Origin of the sequence: Marinobacter sp., from assembly GCF_041690615.1 — a bacterium.
Taxonomy (GTDB): domain Bacteria; phylum Pseudomonadota; class Gammaproteobacteria; order Pseudomonadales; family Oleiphilaceae; genus Marinobacter.
The window spans coordinates 81,802-97,747 of the sequence record NZ_JAWLGY010000004.1 but is presented as its reverse complement, the minus strand read 5'-3'; the positions used below and the strand labels follow the sequence as shown (position 1 = coordinate 97,747).

General features: G+C 61.7%; 12 protein-coding genes. 10 read left to right on the top strand and 2 right to left on the bottom strand.

Annotated elements, in window-relative coordinates:
- Positions 1–150: 150 nt before the first annotated feature.
- Both ACESMZ_RS04430 and ACESMZ_RS04425 read right to left on the bottom strand, forming a co-directional pair.
- On the bottom strand, positions 151–1,332 hold the full coding sequence (locus ACESMZ_RS04430; RefSeq protein ID WP_372957343.1) for an aromatic amino acid transaminase: 1,182 nt from the start codon (positions 1,330–1,332) through the stop codon (positions 151–153).
- Positions 1,325–4,861, bottom strand: a complete 3,537-nt coding sequence (locus ACESMZ_RS04425) for an indolepyruvate ferredoxin oxidoreductase family protein (protein WP_372957344.1) — start codon at positions 4,859–4,861, stop codon at positions 1,325–1,327. Before ACESMZ_RS04425 ends, ACESMZ_RS04430 begins: the two co-directional genes overlap by 8 nt.
- Positions 4,862–5,017: 156 nt before the next feature.
- On the opposite strand from ACESMZ_RS04425, the gene ACESMZ_RS04420 reads away from it, so the two are divergent.
- From ACESMZ_RS04420 to mdoH, 10 genes are all read left to right on the top strand, one after another.
- The gene (locus ACESMZ_RS04420) at positions 5,018–5,500 is read left to right on the top strand and encodes an Lrp/AsnC family transcriptional regulator (RefSeq protein WP_372972254.1); all 483 of its coding nucleotides are present in this window, start codon (positions 5,018–5,020) and stop codon (positions 5,498–5,500) included.
- 180 nt (positions 5,501–5,680) lie between these two features.
- Complete coding sequence (locus ACESMZ_RS04415) at positions 5,681–5,851, top strand: DUF1328 domain-containing protein (RefSeq protein ID WP_372957346.1); 171 nt, start codon at positions 5,681–5,683, stop codon at positions 5,849–5,851.
- A gap of 253 nt (positions 5,852–6,104) precedes the next feature.
- A complete protein-coding gene (locus tag ACESMZ_RS04410) occupies positions 6,105–7,952 on the top strand; it encodes a cation:proton antiporter (protein WP_372957347.1) in 1,848 nt (615 codons plus the stop codon).
- Between the two features lie 8 nt (positions 7,953–7,960).
- Positions 7,961–9,172 (top strand): cation:proton antiporter, encoded by a 1,212-nt coding sequence (locus ACESMZ_RS04405; protein WP_372957348.1) that lies wholly within the window; start codon positions 7,961–7,963, stop codon positions 9,170–9,172.
- A gap of 6 nt (positions 9,173–9,178) precedes the next feature.
- On the top strand, positions 9,179–9,571 hold the full coding sequence (locus ACESMZ_RS04400) for a nuclear transport factor 2 family protein (protein WP_372957349.1): 393 nt from the start codon (positions 9,179–9,181) through the stop codon (positions 9,569–9,571).
- A 52-nt stretch (positions 9,572–9,623) separates the two neighbouring features.
- Entirely contained in the window at positions 9,624–10,286 is a 663-nt protein-coding gene (locus tag ACESMZ_RS04395) for a class I SAM-dependent methyltransferase (protein ID WP_372957350.1), read from the top strand.
- 210 nt (positions 10,287–10,496) lie between these two features.
- Complete coding sequence (locus ACESMZ_RS04390) at positions 10,497–11,801, top strand: ShlB/FhaC/HecB family hemolysin secretion/activation protein (RefSeq protein ID WP_372957351.1); 1,305 nt, start codon at positions 10,497–10,499, stop codon at positions 11,799–11,801.
- Positions 11,802–11,953: 152 nt separating this feature from the next.
- Complete coding sequence (locus ACESMZ_RS04385; protein WP_372957352.1) at positions 11,954–13,498, top strand: glucan biosynthesis protein; 1,545 nt, start codon at positions 11,954–11,956, stop codon at positions 13,496–13,498.
- 35 nt (positions 13,499–13,533) lie between these two features.
- Entirely contained in the window at positions 13,534–13,842 is a 309-nt protein-coding gene (locus ACESMZ_RS04380) for a hypothetical protein (protein ID WP_372957353.1), read from the top strand.
- Positions 13,826–15,946: a glucans biosynthesis glucosyltransferase MdoH gene (mdoH, locus tag ACESMZ_RS04375; RefSeq protein WP_372972253.1), complete on the top strand. Its 2,121-nt coding sequence runs from the start codon at positions 13,826–13,828 to the stop codon at positions 15,944–15,946. The genes ACESMZ_RS04380 and mdoH overlap by 17 nt, the downstream gene beginning before the upstream one ends.

Here is a 15,946-nt window from a genome sequence, read left to right as displayed (position 1 = left end):
GCCGGCATGGCTTTCCGGGACACGCCGTGAATCCATCCATGGAGGCTCTTCAAAAACGTCCATGTTTTTGAAGGTCCCGGAAAACCATCCCACCTTGCCGCTGCGAACTTCGCAGTTGATCTCCGTAGTGCTTATCGTTGCCCCAAAGTGCTACAGAACACTCCTGATAGCTTCCGCCACTCGCGGCAGCACCTTGTCGTTAAGCCCCGCCACGTTCACCCGGCTGGAGTCCAGCATGTAGATGCCGTGGTCTTCCCGTAGTGCCCGGACCTTTTCAGGTGTTATCCCGAGGAACGAGAACATGCCGCGCTGGTGGGCGATGAAGCTGAAGTCACCCGCCGGGGTCAGGGATTCGGCGAAGGCCTGGCGCAGGTGGAGGATGCGTTCGCACATGCTGTTCAGTTCGTCCTGCCATTGCCGGTTCAGGTTCGCGTCTTCCAGTATGGTTTCCACGATGGCGGCGCCGTGGGCCGGGGGCATCGAGTAGTGGGAGCGTATGACGCTCAGCAACTGGCTGGTGGCGGCCTGGTTTATGCTCGCAGTTTCGGAGATCAGCATCAGGGCGCCGGTGCGTTCCCGGTACAGGCCGAAATTCTTCGAGCAGGAGGCCGCTACCAGCATTTCCGGTACCTGGCTTGCCAGGTGACGGAGTCCGGCAGCGTCCTGGTCCAGGCCTTCGCCGAGGCCCTGGTAGGCCATGTCCACAAAGGGCAGCAGGCCCTTGCGTTGGATAAGGTTGGTAACCTCCTTCCATTGCTCAAGGTCCAGGTCGGCGCCGGAGGGGTTGTGGCAGCAGCCGTGGAGCAGTAACACGTCGCCGGTCCCTGCCCCTTCCAGGCTTTCCAGCATGGCGGCGAAGTCTACCTGTAACGTATCGCGATTCAGGTAGGGATATTCGCGGATGGTCAGACCGGCGCCGCCCAGCAGGGGCAGGTGGTTGGCCCAGGTGGGGGTGCTGACCCAGACGGTGGTGGCCGGGTTGCACAGGCGCAGGAATTCCGCCGCCATGCGCAGGGCGCCACAGCCACCGGGGGTCTGGACAACCGATGTGCGGCCATCCCGGATCAGGGTATTATTCGCCCCAAGGATCAGGCGGGCCATGGCGTCGTTATAGCTCGCGGAGCCGGCAGGCCCAACGTAGCTTTTGGTGGTTTCACCGGCCAGCAGGCGCCGTTCGGCTTCCTGTACGGCGGCCATGATCGGGGTGTTGCCAGCGTCGTCCTTGTAGACGCCGATGCCCAGGTCCACCTTGTCCGGGCGCGGGTCGTCCCGGAAAGTCTGCATCAGTTGCAGGATCGGGTCCTGGGGCAGGGGCTTGAGGGTCTCAAACATGGCCTGCCTCCTTCTCTGCGGCCTGCTGGGTGCGGATCAGGGTGGGGCGGCCAGTGTCCAGGGCCTTGTAGAGCTGTTCCTGTTTCTCCCGGATCGCCTCGGCGGCCTGTTCACGCACCGGGCCGTAGCCACGCACGTGGGCGGGCAGTTCCGCCAGTTGCAGGAAGGTGTCGTAGTTGTTCGCGTTGAGCTCTTTCTGAATGCGGCTAACGAGTGCCTGGTATTCCTTCAGCAGAGCCCGGTCCAGCTTCCGGTCCGCGGAGTAGCGGAACGGGTCGATGGGGGTGCCGCGCAGACTGCGGAGTTTGGCCAGCACCTTGAAGGCGCGGAACATCCAGGGGCCGAACTTGCGTTTCCTCGGGCGGCCCTGGGCGTCGGTGCCCCGGTTCATGATGGGAGGAGCCAGGTGGAAGTGGACCTGGAAGTCGCCTTCGAAGGTGTCATTCACTTCTTTCATGAAATCGGTTTCGGCAAACAGCCGGGCCACTTCGTATTCGTCCTTGTAGGCCATGAAGCGATAGAGCTGCTGGGCCACCGCCCGGGTGAGCAGGCCATTGTTTTGGCCAAGGGCTTCCTCGGCCTTGCGGACCCCTGCAAGCGCCGTCCGGTACTGATCGGCCCAGCGGCGGTTCTGATAGGCCACCAGGTGGTTGTAGCGGGTGTCGATCAGCTGGTCGAGGGTGGGTTCCGCTTTCACTTCCACCGCTTGCGGCTGGCTCTCTGTCAGCAGGTCGGTGATCGCCTGAGGGTTGACTGCTGCCAGGCGACCCCAGGCAAAGGCTTCCTTGTTGCGGTCAATGGCCACGCCGTTGAGTTCGATGGCTTTCATCAGGGCTGCTTCGGACAGGGGCAGGAGCCCATTCTGCCAGGCAAAGCCCAGCATCATGACGTTGGAAAATACGGTGTCGCCCATCAGTTTGTCAGCAATGCCGTTGGCATCCAGGCGGGCGAAGTGGTCGTCGCCCACCGCGTTACGCAGGATATCCAGGCGCTTGTCTGCCTGCATGTCCGCGTCCCGGTAGAGCACGTAGTCGGCGGTGGGCAGTTCCGCCTCGTTGGCGACAATGCGGGTATGGTTCGGTCTCAGCACCGTCAGTGCCTTCTGGGAGCTGGCCACCACCAGATCGCAGGCGATCACCGCGTCGGCCTGGCCGTTGCTGATGCGCACCTGGTGCAGCCGGTCCGGGGACGGCGCCATGCGTACATAGCTCAGTACCGTGCCGCCTTTCTGAGCGAAGCCCATGAAGTCCAGCACCGAGGCGCCCTTTGATTCCAGGTGGGCGGCCATCGTGATGAGCTGGCCCACGGTAACCACGCCGGTGCCGCCGACACCGCCCACCAGAAGGTCATAGGAGCCGTTCATGGCGGGCAGCTCTGGCGCCGGGATATCGGCCAGCTTGCGGGTCAGCACCGAGCCGGTGTCCATGCCGCGGCTCTTGCGTAGCTGGCCACCCTCGATGGTGACAAAGCTGGGGCAGAAACCGTTCACACAGGAGTAGTCCTTGTTGCAGGAGGACTGGTCGATCTTGCGCTTGCGACCCAGCTCGGTCTGGCGGGGGACGACGGAGAGGCAGTTGGACTGCACGGAACAGTCACCGCAGCCTTCACACACGTGGTGGTTGATGAATGCCCGCTTTGCCGGGTCCGGGAACTGCTTGCGCTTGCGGCGACGGCGCTTCTCGGCGGCGCAGGTCTGGTCGTAGATCAGTACGGTACAGCCGGGGATTTCCCGTAATTCCCGTTGTACCTGGTCCAGTTCACTACGGTCGTGGAAGGTGACGTCCTTCGGGAAACGGTCCTTGTGGTCGTTGTATTTTTCGGGCTCGTCGCTGAGTACAACAACGCGTCTGGCGCCCTCGGCAGTGACCTGCTGGGCAATGGCATCCACGGTGATCTGACCGTCCACCGGCTGGCCGCCGGTCATTGCCACGGCGTCGTTGAACAGGATCTTGTAGGTGATATTGATGCCGGCGGCCACTGCCTGGCGAATGGCCATGGAGCCGGAGTGGAAGTAGGTGCCTTCCCCCAGATTCTGGAACACGTGGGGGTTGCCGGTGTAACGACTCTTGCCGATCCAGTTGACGCCCTCACCCCCCATCTGGATGAGGGATTCGGTGTTGCGACCCATCCAGGAGGCCATAAAGTGGCAGCCGATACCGGCCAGGGCCTTGCTGCCTTCCGGCACTTTGGTGGAGGTGTTGTGGGGGCAGCCGGAGCAGAAATAGGGCAATCGCTTGACGCCACCCGGGTCCTGGGCGGTGGTCATGGTGTTGATTTGCGCCAGTTTCTCGCTGAAATCAACACTGAAGAACCGGCCCAGACGGGCAGCCAGGAAGCCGGCTACGAGTTTCGGGCTCAGTTCCCCCACGTAGGGAATCAGCGGCCGGCCCAGTTCGTCCTGCTTGCCGGTGATCAGCACCTCGCCGGGGCGGTCCGGCTCGGACATGTATTCCTTGATCTGGCTTTCGATGATGCCGCGTTTTTCCTCGATGACCAGTACTTCCTGCTTACCGTGGACGAAGTCCAGCACGCCCCTGCGCTCAAGGGGCCAGACCATGCCGATCTTGTAGATATCCAGGCCCATGTCATAGGCCTTGTCTTCGTCGATGCCCAGCAGGTCGAGGGCCTCCAGCAGGTCCAGGTGGCCCTTGCCAGTGGTAACGATGCCGAAGCGGGCTTCCCGGTTGTTATAGAGACAGCGATCGATGGGGTTGGCCCGGGCAAAGGCCTGTACCGCAGCCAGTTTATGCTCGATACGGGTTTCCAGCTGCGGCCCGGGCAGGTCCGGCCAGCGGTAGTGCAGGCCGTCCGCCGGTGGTGTGAAGTCATCCGGGGTGACGTACTCGGGCATGGGTGGCAGTTCCACCGAGGCGGCGCTTTCCACGGTTTCGGAGATGGCCTTGAACCCCACCCAGCATCCGCTATAGCGGGACAGGGCATAGCCCCAGAGGCCGAACTCCAGATATTCGGCAATGTTGGCCGGGTTGATGGTGGGCATGAAGAAGCTCATGAACGCCACGTCCGACTGGTGCGGCATCGAGGAGGACACGCAACCGTGGTCATCGCCGGCCACCACCAGCACACCGCCATGGGGCGAGCTGCCGTAGGTGGTGCCGTGCTTGAGGGCGTCACCGGCCCGGTCAACGCCCGGGCCCTTGCCGTACCAGAGGCCAAACACGCCATCCACCTGGCGGTCATCGTCGGTTTCCACCTGCTGGGTACCCAGCATGATAGTGGCGGCCAGGTCTTCGTTGATGGCGGGTACGAAATCGATCCGGTTCTGTTCCAGCAGGTCGTTCGCCTGCCACAGGGCCTGGTCGTAGGCGCCCAGGGGCGAGCCCCGGTACCCGCTGACCATGCCGGCGGTGTTCAGGCCCTGCTTGCGGTCCATTGCGGCCTGCATCAGGGGAATGCGTACCAGGGCCTGGGTGCCGGTGAGAAATACGCGACCGGATTCCCGCAGGTAGCGGTCTTCGAGTTTGTAGTCGTCCAGTTGCGGAATATCGGACTGACGGATATCGGCGGACATGGCGCCCTCCTTTTGTTGATTTTATGAACAAAATTCTAGAGGGGAAGGCGTTAAATGTGCTTGCTTTTTAGGCAGTGGCGATGGTGGATTGCGCAAGGATCTTTGATCAATGACAATAATGAGAAATATCCTTTGATAAAAATCAGGTGTTACCAAATGAAACAGGTGGATCTGGATAAACTTGACCGCCGTATCCTCACCGAGCTGCAACAGGACGGACGTATCAGCAACCAGCAGCTGGCCGAGCAGGTTGGCCTGTCACCAGCGGCTTGCTGGCGCCGGGTACGCGCCCTGGAGGAAGGGGGCGTGATTACCGGATATAGCGCCCGCCTGAACCCGGAATCCATGGGGCAGGGTCTGTGCGTACTGGTGAACCTGTCCCTGCAGCGTCACACCATCGACAGCACGGCTGAGATCGAGCGGGAGGTCAGCAGCTATCCCGAGGTGCTGCAGTGCTTTGCAGTGACCGGTAATGCGGATTTCGTGCTGCGGGTGGTGGTACCGGATATGGCCAGCTATGACCGTTTCCTGAATGAAAAAATATTCACTCTGCAGGGTATCGCCCAGGTGAACTCCAACTTTGCCCTGCGGGAGATCAAGAATACCCAGGTGCTTCCTGTGACCGCGTCGCCGGATTGACTCAGAATTGCCGCCATGCTGGCCCTGCAGGCGAGCAGGGAAATGATTACTATTAAATGTTGGTCAGGAAGAGCCTGATTTCTTGAGTTTTTCCGGACTGAGGTCAATGGTTAAGGGGCAGTATCCAAATTCACATCGCGTTGGCACCTTGTGAAGGAAGCCGACCCTAAGGAGGGAACGATGCTTTATTGGGCTGTCGTTTGTCTGATCATCGCCATCATTGCAGGTGTTCTGGGCTTTGGTGGTATTGCCGGCACAGCCGCGGGCATTGCAAAGGTACTGTTCTTCATTTTCCTGATTCTTCTGGTGATCTCACTGGTGGCCAATGCCATGAAAGGTCGCGGGCCCTGACCTGTCAGCCAGGGCAGACGTGACGCATCGGGCCGGCATTTGCCGGCCTTTTTTGTGATGGTGTCCGCCAGCCCCCAACTGCCCGGTCCGCACTTCCTGTCACGAAAAACCGAGTGTGCTCCGGCACCTGCAAGTCGGTTTGCCGTGTACAGCTTTTCCCCTCTGACGTATCCTGTGGGCGTACCGGCTGCCGTCGGTACGGGCGGATCTGACATAATCCGACTTTCCTCGACCGCATTGAAACCGGGTGTCTATGAGCGTAAGCATCGTTCTCGTTCTGGCCAGTATTGGCATTGCCTCACTTTTCTGTCAGTGGCTGGCCTGGCGGGTACGAATGCCGGCAATTCTTTTTCTGCTGGCCGGAGGCATTGCCGCCGGGCCGGTGCTGGGTTGGCTCCAGCCGGAGCCTCTGTTCGGTGACCTGCTGTTCCCCATGATCTCGCTGGCGGTGGCGGTGATCCTGTTTGAGGGCAGCCTTACCCTCAAATATGAAGAGATCAGGGGCCACGGCAAGATGGTGCGCAACCTGATCCCGGTCGGGTCGGTGGTGACGGCGCTGATTGGCACCCTGGCGGCCCGCTGGATACTGGATGTGTCCTGGGAGGTGGCATTGCTGTTCGGTGCCATTTCCATCGTGACCGGGCCAACGGTCATAGCGCCTCTGCTGCGGTCGGTGCGCCCGAAACAGAACCTCGCCAATATCCTGCGCTGGGAAGGCATCATTATCGACCCCGTTGGCGCGTTGTTGGCGGTACTGGTGTTTGAGGCCATCATTTCCTGGGGCCAGGGCAATGTGTTCTGGCACTCAGTGTATATCTTCGGCAAGACCGTGGCCGTCGGCCTGGTGTTCGGCGCGGTTGCCGGCTGGGTCAACGGCGTGGCCCTGCGCAAACACCTGCTGCCCCAGTATCTGCACAACGCCGGTACCCTGACCTTCATGCTGGGGGTCTATGCCCTGTCCAACGAGATCGCCCACGAATCCGGTCTGCTGACAGTGACGGTTATGGGTATCTGGATGGCCAACATGAAGATGGTGCCCATCGACGACATCCTGGAGTTCAAGGAGTCCCTCAGCGTTCTGCTTATTTCCGCCCTGTTTATCATCCTGGCCGCACGGGTGGACTTTGGCGCCATTGCTGAACTGGGCTGGGGGCTGGTCGTGGTGCTGGCGATCCTGATGTTGGTGGCCCGCCCGGTCAGTATCCTGTTGTCGGCCATCGGCACTTCGCTGAACTGGCGCGAGAAGGCTTTCCTCAGCTGGATTGCTCCCCGTGGCATCGTGGCAGCAGCGGTTTCTGCCCTGTTCGCGTTTCAGCTGGAGAACCAGGGGTATGAAGATGCCGGCACCCTGGTGCCGCTGGTGTTCATGCTGATCATCGCCACCGTCACCCTGCAGAGCCTGACGGCCCGGCCCATTGCCCGGGCCCTGGGCGTGGCGGAGCCCGCGGCCTTCGGCTTCCTTATTCTGGGGGCCAACAGCGGGGCCCGTGCCATCGCCAAGGCCCTGCAGAAGAACGAGATACCGGTCACCCTGACCGACACCAACTGGGAGAATGTTCGCCAGGCCCGGATGGACGGTCTCAAGGTGTACTTTGGCAATCCCACTTCGGAGCATGCCTCCACCCATCTGGACCTGACCGGCGTGGGCAAGCTGTTGGTGATATCGCCCTACAAGCAGCTCAACTCCCTGGCCACCTATCACTTCCTGGACTGGTTCGGCCCCAACAGTGTGTACAGTCTCTCGGAAGGTGAACAGGACCAGAAGGCCAGTCACCAGGCGGCCGAGAAAATCCAGCAGACCCGGGGGCTGTTCGGGGGGCTGTCCTATCCCAAGCTGGCGAGCCTTGTAAGCCGGGGGTATAGCGTCAAGACCACCCAACTGAGCGAGAGCTTCACATACAATGATTTCCTGGCCCGTCACGATGGCGAGGCGAGGGTCCTGTTCGTGATCAACGAGAAGGACAAGATCCATCCGGTCATGGCGGGGGAGGAACTGGAACCGGAGAACGACTGGCAGCTGATCAGCCTGGTTCCACCCAGGGCCCCCAGGGACCGGAAGACCGAAAGTGACGCCCCGGTTGCTCCGGCGCAGGGCGGCTGAGGCACGGGATGGAACTGGCGCTGGACCCCGCCCACTATGGACTGGTTCTGGTAATACTGGGCGGGCTCCTGTCGGTCAGCATACTGGCGGATGTCATAGCCGCCCGGACCGCTGTCCCGCGTATTTCCCTGCTGGTGCTTGTCGGCGTTGCTGTCGCGGCCATACAGCAATGGGGGCTGGGCCAGCCGGCGGGACCCTTGACCACATTGGCGGAACCACTCATCCAGCTGGCCCTGGTCATGGTGGCGTTTTTGCTGGGAGGCGAGTTTACCTGGGACCGACTGCGCACCCTGGGACCAGTGGTGGGGATATTTTCGCTGGCGGTGGTACTTGCCAGCGGGGTGACGGTGGGGCTGGGCCTCTGGCTGCTCGGGTTTCCGCTGATCCTGGCAGTGGCGCTGGCGGCTATTTCTGTCGCGACGGATCCGGCGGCGGTCAGCGAAACCATCCATGAGCTCCGTGCCGGCCATACCCGGGCCGGCCGGCTGCTGCTCAGCACTGTCGCCGTGGACGATGGCTGGGGCATAATTGTTTTCGGGCTGGCCATGGCGTTTCTGGGCTGGCATGCCAGCGGCGATGGCATGAACGCCATGCTTGAGGCGCTTTGGGAACTCGGGGGCGCGGTTGCCCTTGGCGTCATAGTGGGGATACCGGCGGCCTGGCTCACCGGACGCCTGGAAGCCGGTGAGCCGACGCTGGTGGAAGCGCTGGCGCTGATCCTGTTGCTGGCCGGCGGGGCCGCGTTACTGAACGTTTCGGAGCTGCTGGCAGCGATGATTGCGGGTGCCATAGTGGCAAATCTGGCTTATCACCATACGCGTTCCTTCAACGAAATTGATTACCTGAAATGGCCCTTCCTGGTCTTTTTCTTTGTACTGGCCGGCGCCAGCCTTGACCTGAATATGCTCGGCACCGCCCTGGGCATCACCGCCGCCTATATTGTGCTGCGGTTGCTGGGTCGCTACCTGGGCGGCTGGCTGGGGGCCCGGGCGATTGCCAGTCGGCAGGGAGGCCTGCCCCGCGGGGTCGGTATGGCGCTGACGCCACAGGCAGGTGTGGCCATGGGGATGGCGCTGCTGGCGGGTGAACGTTTTCCCGAGTTCAGTGCCACGCTGATGGCGGTGGTGGTGGGCTCTACCGTTTTTTTCGAGGCCATCGGACCCTGGCTGGTGCGACGGACCCTGCATACTAACCCGGTGACTCACCACAACAAGGAGTAGATATTCATGATCGATACCCTCAAGACCTGGCATGAGCTGGCCCAGAGTGGCAACGCTGAGGGGCTGGATGATTTGCTGGCGGACAACGCCGTGTTCCATTCCCCGGTGGTGCACACCCCCCAGGAAGGAAAAGCCATTACCAGGGCCTATCTGGCAGCTGCGTTCGGCGTACTGAACAACGATCACTTCGAGTACCTGCGGGAAATTGTGGACGGCAACACGGCGGTTCTGGAGTTCCGCACCGAGCTTGACGGTATCGTCATCAACGGTGTCGACATGATCGAGTGGGATGAAAACGGTCGTATCCGGGACTTCAAGGTTATGGTCCGCCCGCTGAAGGCGATCAACAAGCTGCACGAGATGATGGCTGCCATGCTTGAGGCCAACAAGCGACGTTGAACGGTATCCGGCCCGATTGACAGTTGATCGGGCCGGATACCGGAGGTTCCCTATGAATGACACCGAGCTGCTAGCCAGAAGTCATTGCAGTGTCTGTGATAGTGAGGGGCTGAGGGATTTTGTGGTGGTCGGCCACCGGCATTATCGGCGGTGTCCCAATTGCGGGGCCACCCTGATGGACCCGGCAGGCTGGCTGACGGAACCGGAAGAGCGTGCAGTATATGCCCTGCACGACAACCAGCTGGACGATCCGGGCTACCGGAGGTTCCTCGACAAGCTCGCCGGGCCATTGCTGGAGCGCCTGCCACCGGTCCAGCAAGGTCTGGACTTCGGTTGTGGTCCCGGCCCGGCGCTGGCTTCCATGTTGGAGGAGTCGGGGCACCGGGTCGCCCTGTACGACCCCGCGTTCTATCCGGATGCGGCCCTGCTGGGCAGGCAATGGGATTTCCTGACGTGTACCGAAGTGGTGGAGCACCTGCGTCATCCCATGGCTGTGTTCCGCCAGCTCGACCGGATGCTGCGCCCCGGAGGCTGGCTTGGCATCATGACCTGCTTCCAGACAGACGACAGCCGTTTTGCCAACTGGCATTACCGGAGAGACCCCACCCACATTGTTTTCTACCGGGAAGAGACCTTTGCCTGGCTGGCCCGGTATTTCGGATGGTCGTTGACCGTTCCCCGCAAGGACGTTGTGCTGTTGCAGAAGTCCGCCTGACGCTGTGTGTCAGAATGTAACTTTTGCCTGTCGAGCAAAAGGACAGGTCCCAAACCTCACGTCGATGTTTCAGACAGTTGCAGAAGTCCCTGTTAAACAAGAAATATTAAAATTGTAACGACGCGAAAAATTGCGACCAAAACCATGGATCCGGGGACGAATCGGGAGGTAGCATGCCTTCACTTATTGCAACCATCCCGTATTCACCTCATGGCGAGCCTGACATACAGATACGGCAAGCGCCGGCTCCGGGCGCTGATCGTGGCCACACTGCTCCTCGCACCTGCAACCGGCACCTGGGCCGGTACAGGCAGCGGGAATCAGGCGGCGCGTACACTCAGTCTGTTGCAGCAAAGCCTTCACTGGATTCGTGAGCAGCATGGCAGGCCAGCTCCTGAGCTGGCCGGGCCCCGGTCTGGTATCGCCCAGGGGGACGGAGTCACGGTCCCTGGTATGGCAACGGCGGCCATCCCCCTTTCCTCCGCACCCGCCCGGGAGAACTGGGCGGGGCAGCGCTTTTTCCTGCGAGGTGAAGACCATTCAGCCGACCAGACCGACCGTGTGAGAGTGGGTTTCGAAGAAAGCCGGGTGCCCTGGCTGGGCAGCGACCTGACCGTTGAGGGCAACTGGTCCGTATCACAGCAGCCCGCGGATACCACCATGGATATCGGCCTTGACTGGCAGGTGCCCCTGGGGCGTAATCGGCTCTCGTTCAGCGGCCGCCATCACGAATACCAGGATGAGGTCATTGCCGGCGATGATGTTCGCCAGGTAGGGGGCAACCGGCAAACCCTTGAGCTGGACTTTTCCCGCAACCTGTATCAGGGCCGCCTGGCGGGCCTGGACGCACGGGTCATAACCCGGGATATCAGCACTCAGTGGTTCGAAAACGACGATCTCACCGGCGAGGCCCGGCGCAGCTATTCACTGCTGCGTCTGGATGGGCACCTGGGTGGGCAGTTGCCCTGGCTTGATGCCCGGGGCGACCTCAACCTTTCTGTTGAAGGCTGTACAGCCCTGCTGGATGGTGCCGAGCAGGAGGCCTGTGGTGAGCGACTCGGTGCGTTTCAGCGATATAACCTGGCGGCCGGGCTGGAGCGGGACTGGCTGCAAATGGACTGGAATCTGCACGGGGCTTATCAGTTCACGCCAGACGAGCTGCCCGGCTGGCGTTATCTGGAAGTTGGCCCGGGAATGATGCATGGCTTCGGCGGTCAGGTACTCCGGGGTAGCCAGGGCGGCTGGGTGCGGCTGGACAGTTCCACCCCGAGTCAGCTTCTCTGGCTGCCGACGAAGGTTCGTACCAGCTTGCACTTTTCCCTGCTCAGAGGGTGGACCGAAGCTCCCGGGGAAGAGCTCACCAGCCGCGCCACGGTAGGCGAAGTGCTATGGCAGGTGAGCAGTGATCACCTGTCCGGCGGCCTGAGGGCCGGCACCCTGCTGGAGGTGGTCGGTCCCGGGCTGGCATCAACCGATGTGCCTGATATCTCGCTGGATATCACCTGGACACTCTGAGCCCTCCCTGAGCCACTCGCTGACGTGACAAGCCGCTGCGAAACAAAGGTGGCTTACAAAGTCGTCACTTGCCGCAAGGGCCCACGGGGACTACAAATCTAGGAACGGGCCTGCAGGCCATCCAAGGGATTTGTATTTCAGGGATCTTGTCTATGCTGCGTCTTTTTGCCGGAGTGATTGTTTCGTCCGTCCTTGCTGCCACCTCGGCCCATGCCACCGATGCTGACGCCTTCGGTTTTGATGACGTTGCCGGGAAAGCCCGTCAGCTTGCAGCTGAAGCCTGGCAGGCTCCGCCCCAGATCCCCGACTTCCTGAAGGAAATTGAATATTCCCGCTACCAGGAAATCCGTTTCCGTGATGACCAGAACCTCTGGCGTGAATCTGATTCCCGGTTCCAGGTAATGCTGACGCCGGCCGGCAAGTACTTCACCCACCCGGTAGCCCTCAACGAGATCCGGAACGGTGAGGTGGAACCTGTCCAGTTCGCGCGGGACCTGTTCACCTATCCGAGCGAGGAGTTTGCCAAACGTATACCGGCGGACCTGGGCTTCGCCGGGTTCCGCCTGACTTATCCACTCCAGGGGCCGGATATCAATAACCAGTTTCTGGCCTTCGCAGGCGGCAGTTATTTCCGGGGCGTGGGGCGTGATGACGGCTTTGGCCTCTCGGCCCGCGGGATCGCCATCGATACCGGTAAGCCCGGGGGCGAGGAATTTCCATCGTTTATTGAGTTCTGGCTGCAGGAACCCGCAGCCGGGGATGAGGAAGTAGTGGTTTACGGGCTGCTCGACGGACCCAGCCTGACCGGCGCCTATGAGTTTACGGTTTCCCCCGGTGATGTGCTTGAGATGGAGGTTCGTGCCCGTCTGTTCTTCCGCGAGCAAGTGGACCTTCCGGGCTATGCCCCCCTCACCAGCATGTTCTACTACGGTGAGAACACCCTGCGCCCGACCGGTGAATGGCGGCCCCAGATCCATGACTCCGATGGACTGCTGGTTACCGATGGCGATAGCGGTGAATGGCTGTGGCGTCCGCTGATTAACCCGGCCTCCCTGAAGATCAGCTACCTGCGAGCCAACAACCCCCGTGGCTTCGGGTTGATACAGCGGGACCGGGATTTCCGCGATTTCCAGGACCTTGAGGCTCGCTACGAACGCCGTCCCAGTGCCTGGGTGGAGCCCCGTGGTGACTGGGGGGCGGGCAACGTGGTGCTGGTGGAGATCCCCACCCGCTCCGAGGTCAATGACAATATCGTGGCCTTCTGGTCGCCCGAGGAGTCGCCAGAGGCGGGCAGCTCCGTTGACCTGGACTATAAGCTGAAGTTCGGCCCGGCCGGGCTCAGTGGCCATCCCTTTGGCTATGCTGTGAACACTTTTCTCGGTGATGGCAATCGAATTGGTGGTGGGGACCGGGAGGGGGCCTACCGGGTGCTGGTGGATTTTGAGGGCGGCCCCCTGGATGACGTGGATTCCGGGGCTGATGTGGTCAGTCAGGTCAGCGCCAATGAAGATACCGAAGTGCTGGAGCATTTTGTCGAGTATTCCGAGCCTCAGCAGCAATGGCGCCTGTCGATTCTCGCACGTCCTTCCGGGGGCGAGACCATGGCCCTGCGGGGGTTTCTTTCCCTGGAGGGGGAGCCGCTGACAGAAACCTGGACCTACGAACTGCCGCCGGGGCTGGATATCCGTGCAAACTAAACGACCCGGCGTCGATGCCCGTCAGGAGACCTATCATGGAGAAGGCTATCTGCCAGCATGCCCTCGACCGGGTTATTCTTTACCTGCAGAACTATGGGGTTCCATCTTCTCCGGCAGTCTGCCGGAGGGCCCTGGCCTTGATCGACACCTGCCTGGCTGAGGTGCTGGAAGAACAGACGAGGCAAGAGCTGCCGCCGGACTGCCAGGACCAGCCTCTGCCCGTCGGGATTCTTGCACGGGTGTTTGACCGTCTGCCTGACTACTTTGATTTGCCCGAACTGAAGGTCCCCCTCCAGCGGCCGCCCATTCAGCGAGGGAGTATCGGATATGGGCCAGCCCTGTGAGCCTTCGGCCGTCAAGGCCGGGTCCGTGAGTGTCAGGCCGGGAGTACGCTGGCGCTGGATGGCCAACACCCGCCGCATCCTGCTTGCCATACTGGTGTTGGGGCAGACCTTCATTGCCACCGTATTCATGCTGCGGGTGCTGCCCTACCACGGCGGAACCTGGGTCGAGGTTGTGCTCGCGTCTCTCTTCGCCATCCTGTACGCCTGGATCGCCGTAGGTTTCTGGACGGCGGTCTGGGGTTTCATGGTTCGACTGACAGGGGGCGACCGCTGGTCCCTGGCCCGGCGGCACCCGCCGGCGGAAATGGCTGCCACACCGCTGGCGTCCACTGCTATTGTGATGCCCATCTACCATGAGCCGGTGCAACGCACCCTGCGAGGCCTGCGGGCGATCTACCGGGATCTGGAACGTACCGGTCACCTGGAACACTTCGAGTTCCATATCCTGTCGGACAGCCGCGATCCGGAGGTCTGGCTTGAAGAGCAGGCGGCCTGGCAAAGTCTGTGCGACGAACTGGGCGCCAGTGGCAGGCTGTTCTACCGTCGCCGGACAGTGAACCTGAACTATAAAAGCGGCAACGTGGCTGATTTCTTCCGGCGCTGGGGCCGACGCAGTCGTTACACCATCGTGCTGGATGCAGACAGCCTGATGGGCGGTGACACCCTGGTGCGCATGGTCCGGCTGATGGAGCTGGAACCGCGGGTAGGTATCCTTCAGACCAACCCGGGCGTGGTGAGAGGCTGTTCGCTGTTCGCCCGTATCCAGCAGTTCGCCAATCGCCTTTACTCCCCCCTGTTTGCCACCGGGCTGGCGGCTGTGCAGATGGGCGACGCCGCCTTCTGGGGGCATAACGCCATCATTCGTACCGAAGCGTTCATGGAACATTGCGGACTGCGCAAGCTACCCGGAGCCGGACTGTTTCGCGGGCCGATTCTCAGTCACGACTTCGTGGAAGCTGCATGGATGGGACGTGCAGGCTACGAGGTCTGGCTTGAGCCGTCACTGGCAGTGAGCTATGAGGAGTCGCCTCCCAGCCTTGCCGATGAACTCTCCCGGGACCGGCGCTGGGCCAAGGGCAATCTGCAGCACCTGTGGGTCATGCTCACCGTGCCGGGGCTTCGGTTTGCCCACCGGATGGCGTTTTTCAACGGCATCATGGGCTATATTGCCTCTCCCCTGTGGTTGTTGTTCCTTGTGTTCACAACCGTTGAGGCGGCGCAACTGGCGTTGTTCCCCATTGACTATTTTCCGGAAGACCACTCCGGGCTCTATCCCCTGTGGCCGGAATGGCGCCCTGGTCTGGCGATCACCCTGGCACTGACCACCGTGGCCATGCTGTTCGCACCCAAGCTCCTTGCCTGGCTGGATGCGCTGGTGCACCGGCGGCTAACGGATTTTGGCGGCACTGTGCGGAGTCTGTTGAGCGTCATCCTGGAAACGCTGATCTCGGTTATGCTGGCACCGATCAAGATGCTGTCCCATTCTGCCTATGTTCTGGGCGCGCTCCTGAACCTCTCCCTGAGCTGGGCAGGGCAGAACCGGACCGAGGAGACCCGCTGGCGGGATGCCCTCATCACCCAGGCACCGGGTATGGTGACTGGTCTGGGCTGGTCCGCGTTCGCCTGGTACCTGGATCCATTGTTCTTTATCTGGTCACTGCCGGTGGCCGTTCCATTGATACTGGCCGCGCCCACCGCAGTCTGGCTGAGCCGGGTCTGGGCCGGGCTGGGGCTTCGGAGGCTGGGCATCTTGCGAACTCCGGAGGAAACCAGCCCTCCGTCGGTCTTGACCGACACCGCCGACGAGCAGGCCCTTTTGCCACGGCTTGGCCAGCTAACGCGGTTTGAAGAGGCGGTGCTCTTGCCGGAGGTGAATGCCATGCATTGCAGCCTTGCCCGCAGCCACCCGGGCCGACTGCGGCAGGAGACTCTCCGTGGGGTGGCGAAACGTTGTCTGGCGGAAGGGCCTGGGGTGCTCAGCCGCTCTGAGCTCAGCCACCTGTGCCGCGACAGTGACACCCTGGCCTGGCTGCACCATGCTGCCTGGCGTTCCGACCCCGACACCTGGTGGGGGCGCAAGCTGGCGTCGGTGGTCGGCGGGTAA